This is a genomic window from Bacillus sp. RC240, assembly GCF_044907945.1.
Lineage (GTDB): Bacteria > Bacillota > Bacilli > Bacillales > Bacillaceae_G > Bacillus_A > Bacillus_A mycoides.
Window position 1 is genome coordinate 308,767 of record NZ_JBIYCT010000006.1, and the last position, 16,329, is coordinate 325,095.

At 33.0% G+C, this 16,329-nt stretch carries 10 protein-coding genes; 1 reads left to right on the forward strand and 9 read right to left on the reverse strand.

From position 1 onward, the window contains the following. Positions 1–102 precede the first annotated feature (102 nt). From ABH955_RS20580 to iolG, 3 genes are all read right to left on the reverse strand, one after another. Positions 103–1,566 (reverse strand): CoA-acylating methylmalonate-semialdehyde dehydrogenase, encoded by a 1,464-nt coding sequence (locus tag ABH955_RS20580; RefSeq protein WP_404491586.1) that lies wholly within the window; start codon positions 1,564–1,566, stop codon positions 103–105. Positions 1,567–1,643: 77 nt separating this feature from the next. Beyond that, on the reverse strand, positions 1,644–2,642 hold the full coding sequence (iolC, locus tag ABH955_RS20585; RefSeq protein WP_404491587.1) for a 5-dehydro-2-deoxygluconokinase: 999 nt from the start codon (positions 2,640–2,642) through the stop codon (positions 1,644–1,646). A 105-nt stretch (positions 2,643–2,747) separates the two neighbouring features. Further along, entirely contained in the window at positions 2,748–3,773 is a 1,026-nt protein-coding gene (gene iolG / locus ABH955_RS20590) for an inositol 2-dehydrogenase (RefSeq protein ID WP_001101870.1), read from the reverse strand. A 495-nt stretch (positions 3,774–4,268) separates the two neighbouring features. On the opposite strand from iolG, the gene ABH955_RS20595 reads away from it, so the two are divergent. Then, a complete protein-coding gene (locus tag ABH955_RS20595; RefSeq protein ID WP_404491588.1) occupies positions 4,269–5,549 on the forward strand; it encodes an MFS transporter in 1,281 nt (426 codons plus the stop codon). Between the two features lie 274 nt (positions 5,550–5,823). Here the strand turns inward: ABH955_RS20595 and ABH955_RS20600 are convergent, their stop codons facing one another. The 6 genes from ABH955_RS20600 to ABH955_RS20625 all read right to left on the reverse strand — a co-directional run bounded on the left by ABH955_RS20600 (position 5,824) and on the right by ABH955_RS20625 (position 15,976). Beyond that, the gene (locus ABH955_RS20600) at positions 5,824–6,636 is read right to left on the reverse strand and encodes a hypothetical protein (RefSeq protein WP_404491589.1); all 813 of its coding nucleotides are present in this window, start codon (positions 6,634–6,636) and stop codon (positions 5,824–5,826) included. A 260-nt stretch (positions 6,637–6,896) separates the two neighbouring features. Then, the gene (locus tag ABH955_RS20605) at positions 6,897–7,898 is read right to left on the reverse strand and encodes a LacI family DNA-binding transcriptional regulator (protein WP_088063450.1); all 1,002 of its coding nucleotides are present in this window, start codon (positions 7,896–7,898) and stop codon (positions 6,897–6,899) included. Positions 7,899–8,422: 524 nt separating this feature from the next. Next, complete coding sequence (locus ABH955_RS20610) at positions 8,423–8,875, reverse strand: JAB domain-containing protein (protein ID WP_098561971.1); 453 nt, start codon at positions 8,873–8,875, stop codon at positions 8,423–8,425. Positions 8,876–10,141: 1,266 nt separating this feature from the next. Continuing rightward, positions 10,142–11,404, reverse strand: a complete 1,263-nt coding sequence (locus ABH955_RS20615; RefSeq protein WP_404491591.1) for a restriction endonuclease subunit S — start codon at positions 11,402–11,404, stop codon at positions 10,142–10,144. 4 nt (positions 11,405–11,408) lie between these two features. After that, the gene (locus ABH955_RS20620) at positions 11,409–12,971 is read right to left on the reverse strand and encodes an HsdM family class I SAM-dependent methyltransferase (RefSeq protein ID WP_404491593.1); all 1,563 of its coding nucleotides are present in this window, start codon (positions 12,969–12,971) and stop codon (positions 11,409–11,411) included. Positions 12,972–12,985: 14 nt separating this feature from the next. Next, entirely contained in the window at positions 12,986–15,976 is a 2,991-nt protein-coding gene (locus ABH955_RS20625; protein WP_404491595.1) for a type I restriction endonuclease, read from the reverse strand. Positions 15,977–16,329: the final 353 nt, after the last annotated feature.

Here is a 16,329-nt window from a genome sequence, read left to right on the forward strand (position 1 = left end):
ATTAGGAATTTGATAGACTCCTAATACTTCCTTCGTATGTTTTACTACTTTCGTTACTTTCGCTTACAAGTAACTAGAGAGATTCTACTTCTCTCTTAATGATTACTTTTCCCAACGAGATGTAAGCATTTTCTTTCTAGTATAAAACTCAACGCCGTCCGTACCGTTCGCATGAAGGTCACCATAGAAAGAGTCTTTCCAACCAGAGAACGGGAAGAATGCCATTGGCGCTGGTACCCCAACATTCACACCTAACATACCTGATTCAATTGTTTCACGGAATTGACGTACACTTGCTCCGCTATCTGTATAAATACAAGCTCCATTTGCAAAGCGAGACTCATTCGCAATTTCAATTGCTTCATCTAATGATTTCACACGAACAATGGATAAAACAGGAGCAAAAATCTCATCTTGCCAGATTTTCATTTCTTTTGTAACATGGTCAAAAATTGTTGGACCAACGAAGTAGCCAGCTCCTTTTACAGCTGTATCTTCACGTCCATCACGAACTAATGTAGCGCCCTGTTCTACACCTGAATCGATGTAACCAATTGTGCGCTCTTTATGGTTATCACGAATAACTGGTCCTAAAAATACATCTTCATCAAGACCATTGCCGATTACGATTTTATTTGCTTCTCCTACTAGTCTTTCAACTAATTGATCTGCAATTTCTTCTTCTACTGTTACAACAGAAGCAGCCATACAACGCTCACCAGCTGAACCAAATGCAGCACTAATAATTTGCTTTGTAGCTAGTTCAAGATTCGCATCATTTAATACAATGGAATGGTTTTTCGCACCCGCTAATGCTTGAACGCGTTTTAAGTTTTCTGTTCCTTTTTTGTATACATATTCTGCAACTGGCTGGGAACCTACAAATGAAATTGCCTTCACTAATTTATGTTCCAGAAGACCGTTTACTACATCGTGTGCGCCATTTACGATATTTAATACACCTTTTGGTAAACCTGCTTCTTCAGCTAATTCCGCTAATTTTGCTGCTAGAAGTGGTGTACGCTCTGATGGTTTTAATACAAATGTATTACCGCAAGCAATCGCAAGTGGGAACATCCAGCATGGAACCATCATAGGGAAGTTAAAAGGTGTAATCCCGCCTATAACACCAATTGGGTAACGATACATACCAGACTCAATACCTGTTGCAATATCAGGAAGCTGTTTTCCCATCATTAATGTAGGGGCACCCGCGGCAAATTCCACACACTCAATACCACGAAGAACTTCACCGTATGCTTCGCTATAGCTTTTTCCGTTTTCAATCGTAATAAGTTTCGCTAACTCTTCCCAGTTATCTACTAGTAATTGTTGATATTTAAATAGAATACGAGCGCGTTTTGGCACAGCGGTTTTAGACCAAGATTTGAACGCTTCATTTGCTGCTAGTACAGCTTGTTCAACATCTAATTTTGTTGAAAGTGGTACTTGAGCGATTACTTCTCCTGTTGCAGGATTATATACAGCTTCCATCTTCGTTGAAGAAGATTCTACCCATTCGCCGCCAATGTAGTTTTTTACAATTTGTGCTGTTTGTACTGTCATATTCATTCTCTCCCTTTTATGTAATGTAGAAGCGTCCATAGGATACGCCCTTACTTGATTACTCATTTATGATGTTTCTATACAATTTCCTCAGCCGTTTCCATGAATGCAGAAATCTCTGCCCTTGTTGGCATTGCATCAGAACAGCTATGTTTAGAAATAACGATTGAAGCAGAAGCGCCACCTAATCGCATCGCTTGAGGAATCTCAAGCCCTTGCATTAGGCCATAAATAAACGCAGAAGCATACGAGTCACCAGCACCAAACGTCTTTAATACCTTTGTTTTAAAGATACCGCCTCGGTGTGATTGACCGTCTCTCGTATAAGCGATTGAACCATCCCCGCCGTGCTTAATTACGACGATTTTCGCATGATGAGAAAACCATCTTTCAGCCGTAATTTGGTCATTAGATTGTTCATAGTTTAATAGTTTTTCCATCATATCGAACTCTTCACGCGTTCCAATAATGACATCAGATTTTTCAGCCGCTAGATTGTAATACACAGCCGTTTCAGCTTCTGACTGCCATGTATACGGGCGGTAATCAACATCAAAAAATACGACTACATCATGCTTACGCGCATATTCTAGCGCTAAAAATACCGCCTCACGAGAAGGACTTTTCGCTAAAGCTGTTCCTGAAATTAAGAGAGCTTTTGATTGTTTAATATAGTCCTCAGAAACTTCTGTTGGATCAAGATTTAAATCTGCGACATTGTCGCGGTACATTAAAATACTGCAATCTTCAGGGCTTTTAATTTCTGTGAAAGCTAAACCTGTCACTGCACCAGTGTAATCAATACATATCTGATCCGTATTAATATTGTTATCCTTTAAGTATCCTGTAATAAAGCGGCCCATTTGATCATCGGACACTTTACCGATAAATCCTGTTTGTAAGCCAAGACGCGCCGCACCAATCGCAATATTCGCAGGAGATCCCCCCACATACTTAGTAAATGTTCTTGTTTCTTCCATAGGACGTTGTGTTTCATTGGCATTTAAATCAACGCATAAACGTCCAACTGCAATTAGATCTAATGGACAATCTTCTTTAAAAATAAGTGGATTCATTGTTACTACCTCCCGTGCTTTATGTAAAGGTAAATGATATGGTTCAGAAATTTTTATAACCATACGATTCACTGCTCTTTAAATTTCTAGAAGTAAGCGCTCTCTTTATTGATTTAATGCAGGCTGTTTATGCTCAATTTGAACAGGTTTTCCTGTTAGTAAAGATTCTTTCGCGGCCTTCGCAATTCGCTCCGCTTGTAAACCATCATTACCACTGCAAATAACAGCTTGTCCTTCTATAATTGACTTTGTAAATTGTGTTACTTCTTCAATGTAAGCCTGCGTATAGCGCTCTAAGAAGAAATAAAGCGGCTTATCTTTTACAACACCTTCTGTTTTTGACACTTGTACTGTTGTCGGACAGCAATTATCAGCAGCGACCGCTCCTTTTTCACCAAACACCTCAAGACGCTGGTCATATCCATAAACAGCTTGGCGGCTATTATCAATTACCCCTAAAGCTCCATTCGCAAATTTCAATGTGACAATTGCTGTATCAACATCATTTACTTCCTGAATGGATGGATCAATTAATGTTGTTCCATATGCAAATACTTCAACAACTTCACTATTCATCACATACCTAGCCATATCAAAATCATGAATCATCATATCCATAAACAATCCACCTGAAGAACGAACATATTCTATACTTGGCGGTTGTGGATCTCTAGACGTAATTTTTAAAATATGTGGGTGTCCCACTTCTCCTTGTTGAATAAGATCATAGACTTTTCTGAAGTTAGGATCGAAACGGCGATTAAAACCTACTTGAAGAGATACTCCTTGTTCTTTTACTACTTCTAATGCATCTAATGTTTCTTCTACTGAGAAACTAACAGGCTTTTCACAGAAAATATGTTTTTTCGCTAGAGCCGCTTCTTTAATAATTTGCGCATGTGTATTTGTTGGTGAACAAATAAAGACAGCATCAATTTCTGGATCCGCTAATAAATCCTGATAGTTTGTAGTCAGAGTGGAAATTCCTTTATCCTCGGCCCACTTTTCTAGATGACTAATCACTACATCTGAAACCGCTTTAATTTTTACTTGTGGCATAAGCTGCAAATTATCAACATGCAGTTTCCCAATTCGTCCAGCACCAATAATCCCAATCGTTAAAACATTCATATGATTTCTCCCTCTTTATTTAAATTTAAGAAGCAAAATGGAAGTCTATAAGGTTTAGCACATCAAATTCAGTTAAGCGCTTTCCCTATTTTTCTTCATTATACACACTTGATTCTAAATTGAAAACATTTTTATTTTTTTGAATACTTTTCTTTTCATCCGAATTTCAAATTTCGTAAGTAAACGTAATCCATGCATCTACAAAGTAATAATAAGAAACAAATAATCTAAACAGCTACAAAAATACTCTTTTAAAATACTGATATAACAAAGAAAACTAATCCTTCTAAAGATTAAACTCCCATCTATAAGTTATTTCTTTCTGTTCATGCTCACGATCATTTTAGTGTCCAATAAGCAAATAGATTGCACCCTATGAAAGAAAGTTGTAAATTGTCAAAAAATTTCATTGACGACCTCATAATGTAAGCGTATACTTTTTTTATCAAAAGTAATTAAGCGCTTAACCAAAAATAATTTATCGGTGGTGGGAGAATGAACGCAATTGGTTCAAACAAAACATTTATGGACAAGATTGGTATCCCTTCTAATTTAACTTGGGGATACATAGGGATTATTGTTTTTATGATTGGGGATGGTTTAGAACAAGGATGGTTATCCCCTTATCTCGTTGAGAATGGCTTAACACTAGAACACGCTGCTTTTCTGTTTACGATTTACGGAATTACTGTATCTGCTTCTTCCTGGTTTTCGGGGGTATTTGTACAAATGTGGGGACCAAGAAAAGTAATGACGTTTGGTTTAGTATCATTCATTTTAGGCTCCATTGGGTTCATCGGTATAGGAATTCAACATATGAATTATCCCGTTATATTACTTTGCTACGCTCTACGAGGATTTGGTTATCCCTTATTTGCTTATTCTTTCCTAGTTTGGGTATCTTACAGTACTCCTCAGCAAATGCTTTCAAGAGCAGTTGGTTGGTTCTGGTTCGTATTCCAGCTTGGACTTAGTGTTATCGGAGCCTTCTATTCTAGCTATATGGTTCCTAAAATCGGGGAAATCGCTACTTTATGGAGCGCCTTAATTTTTGTTGTCGTCGGGGGATTATTCTCAATTGTTGTAAATAAGGACAAATTTAAAGCACAAACCGTAAGCTCTAACAAATCAAGTGAATTACTAAAAGGCATTACCATCGCATTTGAAAATCCTAAAGTTGGTATAGGTGGTATTGTTAAAATTATAAACTCGGCCGCTCAGTTTGGATTTGTTGTTTTCCTGCCTACTTATATGATGAAATATAATTTTACGATGACTGAATGGCTACAAATTTGGGGCACTCTATTCTTTGTAAATATGGTGTTTAATATTATTTTTGGTATTGTTGGTGACAAATTTGGTTGGGTAAATACGATTAAATGGTTCGGAGGAGTCGGTTGCGGAATTGTAACTCTTGCACTCTATTATGTACCACAAATGGTAGGACATAATTATTGGGCTATATTATTTGTTGCCTGTTGCTACGGAGCAACACTTGCCGGTTATGTACCTCTTACAGCTTTAGTACCATCTTTAGCTCCTGAAAATAAAGGAGCCGCGATGTCTGTATTAAATTTAGGTTCAGGATTATCAGCATTCGTTGGGCCATTAGTAGTAACTGCATTCATCGGTCCATTAGGTGTAGGCGGCGTGATGTGGATCTTTGCTGGCTTGTACTTCTTTGGTGCATTTCTAACTCATTTCCTTACTATTCCAAAGGAGAATGAGATTAAGCAGGATTTAAATACGAAAAACGAGGAGCAATTCTCAGTATAAGTTCTTAATAATAATGTAGATTTGGAATAAAATTTGATTAAAAAGAAATTACAAAGCTCTATTTGTTAACCTATACAAAAAACTCCATTTTGAATAAGGATTACTCAAAATGGAGTTTTTTGTATACATATGAATCCCTTATAAAAAGGTTTGATCATTTCAATAAACCTCGCCCTACAAAATTCCTCTACAGTCACAGTACATTCCCTCAGATACCTTAACACAAATAATACGGAAAAAGACTGTAGTTGCTAAACCACAGTCTATAAAATATTTAGTCGTTTTTTTCTAACAATTTATCCATAAATTCACCATTTAATTTTAAACCATCTTTATATAGAGATAAAAAATCACCAGCAGTTTCTTTTTTTTCTAGCTCAGGATCGAAATAAAGTTTATTAATAGCTTCTCGTAATTTTTCTTCAGCTTTATGAAAGATCTTCACTTCGTCTTCTAACTCCTTAGGCGGGACTGTAGCCGATATTTTTAAGAGATGTCCTTTAGCCTTCTCAGCAAGAGCCATTACAGCTTCATCGTCTATATTATCGCCTTTTGTAGGAACTACTCCATCTTTGAAACAATTAAGAAAATCCTTAATTTCTTTTTTGTAGATTGATACATACTCATCTTTTGAAACTCGTAGATAGTCGCGCCTTTTCTCAAGGAGTTCTTTACTTGTATCAACGCCTAATTTTTCTTCAAAAGAATCGTTATATTTCTTCCAACTATCTTCGTCTTTTTCGCTATATTCATCAAATATAGATGATTTATTACTAATATTTTTTTTTGCTTTTTCAAGTTGTTCAATCTCTATGTCTAAAAATTTAACATATTCTTTGTGTGCCTCCTTAAATTCAGAAGGAGGAGAAAGTTTCTTTGAATCTTTCAAAAGGGAAATACGTTTTTCGATATACTTTTTTCGTTCTTCAATTGAAAGTGATTTGTCATCACCTTTTTCTAACCCTTCACTTACATCAACCTGTTCTTTTGCAACCGCATCTATGTATTCCTCTTTAGTCAATGAGGAACAAGCAGACAATAATATAATGGAACATAATAATATTGCGATGTTTTTACTTAATTTCATACATTTCTCCTTTCAAATATATACATTAATTATAATTCTAACATAATAATTGTCATATTTAATCATAAAAAATACGTAATTACAACTTCATTTAAATCTTTGTGTATGGCGTTTAACTTTTTATATGAAATCCTTTAATTTTAAAGGAATAAAATGGTACGACTTTAATTCAAATCCACAAATAAAGAAGGTCATCATAACTGCACATGGTTATGATGACCTTCTTTTCGTTACATTCAAATAAGCTATTAAAAAAGCTTTCATGTAATATCCTTTACTGAGGATCGCTCTACTAACTGAGGTATAATTGTAATTTTTTGCTTGGCATGCGCCTTCATTTCCATCGTTTTTAAGAGTTGTTCAAACGTACAGGCTGCCATTTGTGTAATTGGCTGTTCAATCGTCGTTAACCCTGGATCAGCAATCTCAGCATAGATTGTATTATCAAATCCAATAATTGATAAATCTTCCGGAATCGAAAGTCCTTGTTTTCTTGCTTCATTCATAAGGCATATAGCAATCAAATCTGTACAAGCAAAAACAGCTGTAGGCCTGTTAGGCAAATTAAGTAATTCCTTACTTGCACGTTTACTATCTTCCACTGTGGAATAGCAACTAATGATAGCATCCTCTTCTAACGAAACCTCTGAATCTGTAAGAGCCTGTTTGAAACCAGTCAGTCTCCCTAAGCTACTTTTTCTATCCTTCTCCATCATAATCGTTAAAGATGTATGGCCTTTCTGCGTTAAATACTGTCCAGCTAGATAGCCTCCCTTCATATCATCAGTTGTTACAACATGAGTTGTGATGGAAGGATGATCTACAGTGAATAAAACAAGCGGCAAATCTCGATTCACTATTTTTTTAACAAGTTTATAATCATTTAGCTCCGTTGCAATAATAATGCCATCTACTTGCTTTTTAAATAATAAATCAATGTATTCGTGCTCACGTTTTGTTTGATGATCTGTACTACATAAAATGAGTGTATACCCTGATTCTCGTGCACTATTTTCAAAAGCTCTTGCTACTTCAGCAAAAAAGGGGTTTGAGATATCTGGGACAAGTACCCCAATTGTATATGTTTTTTTACCTGTTAACGCTGCTGCTACACTACTTGGCTGGTAATCTAATTCATCCATTACCTGATTTACTTTGTTTATTGTTTTTTCACTAATACGCCCTGTTTGATTAATTACCTTAGATACAGTCGCTATTGATACACCTGCTTTTTCTGCAACATCATAAATTGTTGGTTTCACGTTAATTGTCCCTTCTTTATCATCTTTTTCTATATTTTATCATAAATAGATTTTGCTTCTTGGTACACAACAGGAAAACTTTTAATATTTGTAAGTAATTGTATCCTCATGCGTGGTACCTCTCATTAACATAACAACTTGTTCCAAGTGGATATTTCAACTTATAAACATGCCCATGTATAGAAGGCTCTTTACGAACAGCATGCTTCGATGAAAGTAGAAAAAAGACCGTATTTTAGTCCTTATTTTATTTAAATTTTATCAATTTAATAGCCTTTAGCCTATTCTTTCTCACTTTAGGCTAAAGCTATGTTTTTAGTTTATTATGCATGGAGCCTTTTTCTCTTATCCTATATTTCTTATCTCCGAATCTGTCCATTTCTATGAATCACATATTATAGATACAGTATGCATTTTTCTACATATAAAAAAGAATAAGAAGATCCATGTAAGCAAACGCTTAAGAGTCTTCTTATTCCTCCAAACAGTTTTTTGAATATAGTTGATCTATTAATTTTTATTAATTAAATAACCCCTTTTTTCATTAAACTTACATAGCTGTTATCTCCAATAATGACATGATCTAGAAGAGGGATACCGATAATAATCCCACATTCTTTTAATCGCTTAGTTACTTCGACATCTTCATGGGATTCCACACTATGTCCTGATGGATGGTTATGAAAACAGACTATTGAAGATGCATTGTTTAATATTGCTGTGCGGAAGGTCTCGCGTGGGTGGACAAGCGATGAATCAACAGTTCCTTCGAACACAATGCTACAGCCAATAATTTCATTCTTTGTGTTTAAGTTAAATACACCAAAAATTTCATTTGGTCTTGATTCTATATCAAATATAATCTGTGCAAAACGTACAGCATCCGCTGGACAAGTGATTTTCTTTTTCTCAATATCATAAATACGATTACTGTCTTTTACCAGCTTTACAGATTGAACCATAATTTTCTTACCCATGTCCTTCTCCTTTCGAAATAAAAAAGACGAGACTGCACCTCTCATCTTTTTTCAACTTCTTTTGTATTTTGAAATTCAAAATTCTTACTTCCTTACTACATTTCTTAAAAAGTTAAGACATCCTATCACATCCTTGTTAGTTCAACACTTGCTCTATTCCTACAACGCAAAAAAACCTCTCAGGAATACATTCGTATTACAAATTAGCGTATATGATTTATACACTTCCTTGTAATGAATCGTAAACCCGAAAGGTTTTTGGTTATTTAGGAATGATTAAAAAGACAAAATTGTTCTTTAGATTATTATACAATATACAAAAAATTCCTTCAATACAGTTTTTAAAAATTATTTTGATTAATTAATCTCATTAACATTTGTTATATATACCAATCAAAGATCATAAAATTTTTTTAGCAACTGTTTACTTCTTTTGGCTATACGATATTTCAACAAAATATTTTCTTGAAATATCGTATTATAACTAATCAAGAGAGATTAAATATAACTTTTCCTCTAGAACCGATTTTAATAGTTCAATAGCCCAATCATCATACTATAATGATTTATAGCTTACTTTTATGCTAATCGATGTTATTACGCTACCACATCAAAAACATATACTTTATTAATTTCATTTTCTACAACTTTTAAAACATTTCTATTTTGTACATTTTCTTAATTAATTGATAAAAATAACCTTAATTCCCCATTAAGAATTAAGGTTATAATACTAAGCTATAAATAGCAGTTATATTACAAAGTACCCTAAATGAGACTACACTCTAGAAAAGAGTAAAAAGAAACAGTTTACGAAGGATATTATTTTGGTATCTTTCTTGAACTGTTTCTCTTTAAGCTAACGTAATATATCTGAACTCTTAAAGGTGCATGGAATAGCGATTCATCCAAAAACGATTATACGTTAAGTTTATGAATATTGAAATTTAATCTTTCAAATTGGAAGGACGAGAAATATAAAGAGTGAATTATCGTAGAAATTAGATGAGACCTATATAAACAAAGGCGAAGCTTCAAACAGACTCCGTTTTCAATGTATCATAAATCGCAACAATTACAAGTAGTAACATAATCTATTTTCACAATTACATGTTTTTGTTTATTTCTTTGGAAACTTTGCAACAGAACCCCAATTTTTATTTGTTTTGCAAACCAAATAGTAAGAATATAGGTTATTTAACGATACCATCAATAATTAAATAAATGAAAAAGCTAGCCCGTCAAGACTAGCTTTTTATAAAAATTCTAACGTAACAATTTTTTTATGAACAAATCACGAGTTTCAGTCAATAAAGTATTTTCTTTATGGGCCATTTCTACTTTTTCTCTTATAGGCCTTACAATGGCTTCAAATTTCTTTAATATTTCTTGAGGCGGAATTATTAATTTAAGCAACATAATCCCTCTAACATTTAGGCTTTTGAAAAAAGCACCAGCATCGGTATTTCTTCTAATTTCTTGTTTTATTGCATCCCCAGAAAGGTAATAGTAAAGAAATGTAGAAGGAATATCGATTGGCCTTATTGCAGTCATATTTCTGCCAATTGCGAATTTATGGGATTTTGGTATCTGTGCAACAGCACCAACTCTACCTGCATTTGTAATTACACAATCGCCCCCTTGAACTTCAATCCTTGACGTCCATACTTTGTAATCTTCTTCAGATACATAATATTTTTCATTCAAATCTATACAACCATTTTTAACTAGATTATTGAGTTGGAGCATTATATTTGATTCATTTCCCCCCTGAACTTTATCAGGCTTTTTCGAATGGAGGCAGTCAACAACTCTACAAACTTGGGGTAAACTCCTAACCTCCCAATTCTCATCTTTCGGTATAATCCTCCCTTCTCTCACAACCAAACCTCCACCATTTAATCGATACATTTCCCCATTTTCATCAGGGTAATTGAAATCTATAAACCATTTCCTGAAAAGAAGTTGATTTATCTCTTCAAGATTGGATATGATTTGATTATTGAGAGATATTTTTTTATTAAACATTAGTATTTTATTTGCTATTTCCTTCTGTGATTCAACATCAGGTATTTGTATTTCCATCTCTTTGACCTTATCTATAACTAATGTTTTTTGAACAGCTCCTACACTACCTTTTTTGACAAGAAGAGCTCTCATAAAATCAGTATTTAAAATACAATAAAAGTATAGGTTATTAATTATTTTAGTATTAAAATTTTTAAACCAAAATATATTCCCATCTTTAAAATAAAAAGGTCCATCTTGAACTAAATATGAATTACATAGCGTTCCAACTGCTGTTATTAGAATATCACCTATTTGAGGAGCACCAAATTTTTCTTTTAGCCCATTATATTTTATTTCATCTATATAAACTAAATCTGATAAGTTATTCCCTAATGCTAGTTCAGTAACATCTTTTCCTCTATAGAAAGGTATTCCATCTTCTCGATAATCAGCTTTATAAATTCTCTTACTTGATGATACTTCGCAGAAATCTTTAATTTTAAATGTCTTTAAATTCATTCTTTTAAATCACCTTTAATATTTTTCGTAATTCTATCTCAATTTCAGCAGATTTATCTAACAATTCTACTGTAGATGCACTAAGTTCAGCTATTCTATCATCAACATCTAATCCAATTTCTTCTACTTTATGCTCTACATATTGCGCAGCTTGAACAGAATACCCAAAACCCTTAATTAATTTATTCTCAACAACTTTAGAGAACTCGGGTTTTTCAATTCGTTTCTTAAATGTTTCAATAATTTCTTGAATTTCATCCTTTGACAGTAATGTTCTTTGTCCGTCTTCAAGTTTAGTTTTCGTTCCTAAACCTGAAGCATCTATTAACATTACATCTTCAGTAGTTTTTTCTTTGTCAATAAATATTATACTTACTGAAGTTCCTGTTGTTGCAAATATATTAGAAGGCATGTGAATAACACCACGCAACAGATTATCATCTATTAATTTTTTTCTATATGTTTTTGGGATACCGCTTGCTGCCGTACAAAAACTTGTAGGAACTACAACTGCTGCCTTACCTTTATCAGATAAAGAGGCAAGTATATGTTGTAGAAACACCTGATAAATAGCCATACTATCTTTCTTTTTATTCGGGACATTCGGTATTCCAGCAAAAAATCGATTAAACAGATCATTTTCTAATTCTATTACAATAGCACTAAAATCAGTATTAAACGGTGGATTACTCACGATATAATCAAATTTCTTAAGATTTCCATCTTTATTAAGATGTCCTGGTACTGTAAGAGTATTCCCTTCGATAACATTATGAAGGGAATGAGCTAGGTTATTTAAAATCAGATTTATTCTAAGGAATTGTGATGACTTCTGAGATATATCCTGAGTGAAAATTGTACAATTTTGAGTACCGACCACATTTGCAAGACATAATACAAGAGTCCCTGAACCGGCTGAAGGATCGTACAAAGAGACATTTTGAATATCCTTATCATCCGCTAATATTTCAGCCATGATGTTACCAGCAAATGCAGGTGTAAAATACTCTGCATACTTCCCACTATCTTTGTTGTAATCTTTAATTAGATATTCAAAAATGCTTGAGAAAAAGTCAAAGTTTTGTTCGTAAATATTAGGGAAATCTTCTTTAACCAATATGTTAATTGCTCTTTTAGCTAACTCTACTTCCTTTTTCTCATCACGGATATAATTTGATAGTGGATCAAACAATCCCTTTTTCTGTCCTGTTACAGTTTCTATTGAATAAATATCAATATTCATATCACTAATTTCTACCAAAACCTTATCAAAAGTTTTGTGAAACTCTTGTTTATTTTGTAATTGATATAAGTTTTCAATTAGATGTTCTGACCGCATTTTTGCAGTATTCGCACCTACAAGATCAACAAACTCATCAAAAGTTTCATCTTTATCTTCTCTATTTTCAAATTCATACTTTAATTTATCATTAAGAAATTTATAAGTGAATAGCTCACTAATTATTTTGTATTCATCACCAGTATTACTTAATCCCAAATCTGAACACATTGCTTTTAATTCATCAATTATAATCTTAATCTTTGTTAAATATTCTTCATAACCCACTCTTTATACCTCCATTACTGTGAATACCCAAATATATCATATGCAAAGAAGTCCACAACATCTAATATTTGATCTGAGTTCAGATTAATACCTTTTTTCTTAAAAGCTGCTTTGACAGGTCTTTTTAAATTCCTTTCTAAAATAGCTTTGTCTGGCCGATATAATGTTTTTACATGATTGTTGACAAACCCTACGATTTCCATAATAACATCATAAATGTCCAAGGGTGACAATGCAAATCGCTTTATCATTTTTTTATGTATTCGCATACATGCTTCATCACCCTTATACCTTACAGTTAGTCCATTATTTTGAGTATTAAGTTTATGTATTTCCGATAATAATTCATCCATATCAGCAAATAACTGAATTGTTTCTTGGGTATTATTAACTTCATCCTTAAATCGTTTAATTATCTCGGAGAATTCTCCATGTAGATATTTATATACTTCGTCGTCTTGATCTGCATTTGAAGAAAGTGCATTTTTAATTTTATTGATGCGCTCCATCATGTCATTTTCAGTCATAAATTCTAGATTAACTTCTTTCATCTTTAGAAACTTGATAACGAGTTCTCCAAGATCTAAATCTATCAAATTTTTTTCTCTATTATCAATAATTTTCCCCGCAATAATAAGACTGAGTCGATTTGAAACTTCATAGTATGCATTATTAATACGCTCTATTGGTATTTCTGCCATAGCTTCATACTGATGTGATAACCTTAACTCATAATAGCACTCTCTATATTGAGTGAGACTCTCTTTTATCTCCCTAAGATTATCTTCTTTCAAATTTGATATTTGAAGTTGGAAATTCTCCAAGTTATCCAAATCGTAGGAAAATAATTTGTTTTTTATTTTCATTACTTGTTCGTTAATATGTTCAACATTAACGAATATTTGGTTGACATCTTCCTCATCTACAACAAGGTCAGTCTTTAACTCCTCAAGATAGCGTCTATTAGTAGACTCGTATTCTTCCGTAATATCTACAAAATCAACTACATATCCATATTGCATTTCCCCATACGGTCTATTTACACGGGCAAGTGTTTGAAGAAGGTTGTGTTCCCTCACTTTTCTTAATAAATATAACCGCTTAAGCCTCGGTGCATCGAAACCGGTAAGAAGCATTTGATAAACAATAACGCCGTTATAAGGACTTATCGATTTATCGATTCCATCAGATTCGCCCTGATAATCTTTTTGTTTCTGCTTATTCTCTTCTTCGTCGTGAAGTACTAACGCGGTCTTAAATCGACTATTAATCTCAAACCATTTTTGAATCGCTCTCGCTTGTTCTGATGACGAGGTAACAATCATACACCCAAGAGATTTATCATTCATTATTTTTTTAAAATCTGCAAAGTCCTGCTGAACGTACTCACTTACCTTATTACAAAAATCCTCCGTTTTTCCTAAAGTAGCCCATTCTGCATCTCGTACACGCTGGCCAGGCTTAATTTTTAACACTCTACAAATTTCTTCTTTAAATATCGTTGATATTTCCTCTTTTTTTATTCTTAAAGTGTATCTATCTGCAATTGATTGGTTGTAATAATACTTGTGTATATATCCTCCAAAAATATCAGTAGATTTGTAATCATTTTTAAGTAAAGGAGTGCCGGTTAATCCAATAAATATGCCATTTTTGTCTGCCCCAAATAAATTAGCTAAAAAACTACCTTTAGGCTTATAACTTCTATGTACCTCATCTAAAAAATAGATTCTTTGGATATCTAAAGAACAATCATCATCATCAACTACTGCTTCTTCAGAAAATTTTTGAATATTAACCACATTCATTGTTCCTTTTGTATAAGCTGATGACTTAATTTTAGGCATAATATCTGGGGATTTAATATTAGCTACAAAATCCTCTTTTGATTTAATATCAGCAATACTCATACCACGTGATGATAACTCACTTGAAGCTTGGTTTAATAAATCAAGACGATCAACAACAAAATAGAATTTTGTAATTATATTTTTTTCTTGATAATAGTCTCTAAGAACATTGCTCGCAAAGTATGATAAGGCTGTTTTCCCAGACCCTTGGGTATGCCACACAACACCTTTTTTGTATCCTTTTTCTAATCGTAATTTTAATTCTAGTAATGCAAAATATTGTGGATAGCGAATTATATGCTTTTGTAAACCATCCCTCGCAGAATCAACATATACAATTCCATACTTAATAAAAAACATTAATCTTTCTTTACTAAATACAGATGTAACAAAAGAATTTGCAGGTGTATGGATATCCATATTTGTATTAAACTCTGCCGTTCCAAGTATGGATAAAACGTTATTATCAACCAATATCTCTTTTAACTTATTTTCATCCATATATTCATTTACATGACACTCTTTTTCCTCACGAAAATGGTTATAAGATGTTTTCATCCCATTAGGAGTTGTATAAAAGGACCCTTGCACAATAGTTTTTGACGCATCGTTATATTCCATATTATTACTGAAGGCAATAATTTGGAGTTGATTCATGAAAGGAACTAAATGCTTTTTTAAAAGTCTTTCCTTTTTCATTCTGTCAAATTCTGCTTGGATTCCTTTTCTATTATTTGGTTTCTTTACTTCAAAAAAAGCAAGTGGAATACCATTAATAAGCACAGTAATATCAGGTCTAAATTCTTCCTTCTCACGGCGGAAAGTTAATTCAGATACAACTGAAAATGAATTTCTTTTTATATTATCAAAATCAATTAATTTAATTGCATTAAACTCTGTCAATCGAGAAAAAAACTCTTTCCCTTTATCTCGATTATTATCAGTGATTTTAGCAATTTCACGAATCAATTCGTTTATCTCATCCCCACTAAAAATTCTATCATTAATTCTTTCTAGGGATTCTTTGAAAATTGAAACAAATATATTATTTCTAGAGTCTATATCTGCACCTTTTTTACTCTCATATCGATATCCCAATCTTACAAAATGAGCAATAGCAGGTATTTTAACTCTTGAATCTTCATTATGAATCATCTCTAAACACCTTCATTCAATTTTTTTATTACAATTTTATCCTATAGCAATAATAAAATCTAATCAAGATTTTATCATTACTTACAGATAGATCCAAATCACGATTGCATACTAACCCCCCTAGTAAAATGAACAACAATCACTCCTTTATTATTTTGATAGACTTTAACCCTTGAAACAAAAAGTATAACTTGTAATAGCTGTCAAAAAAGTAGTCTATATTACCTTCACTACTTGAAGCTGGATTATTGTTCTTGTAAAAAGTAGGGATAACTACACATTAAATCTTAGTATATTGTTTTTGTTATATATTTTACACATTTTAATAGTAAACCCTGTTCTTATATTTACCA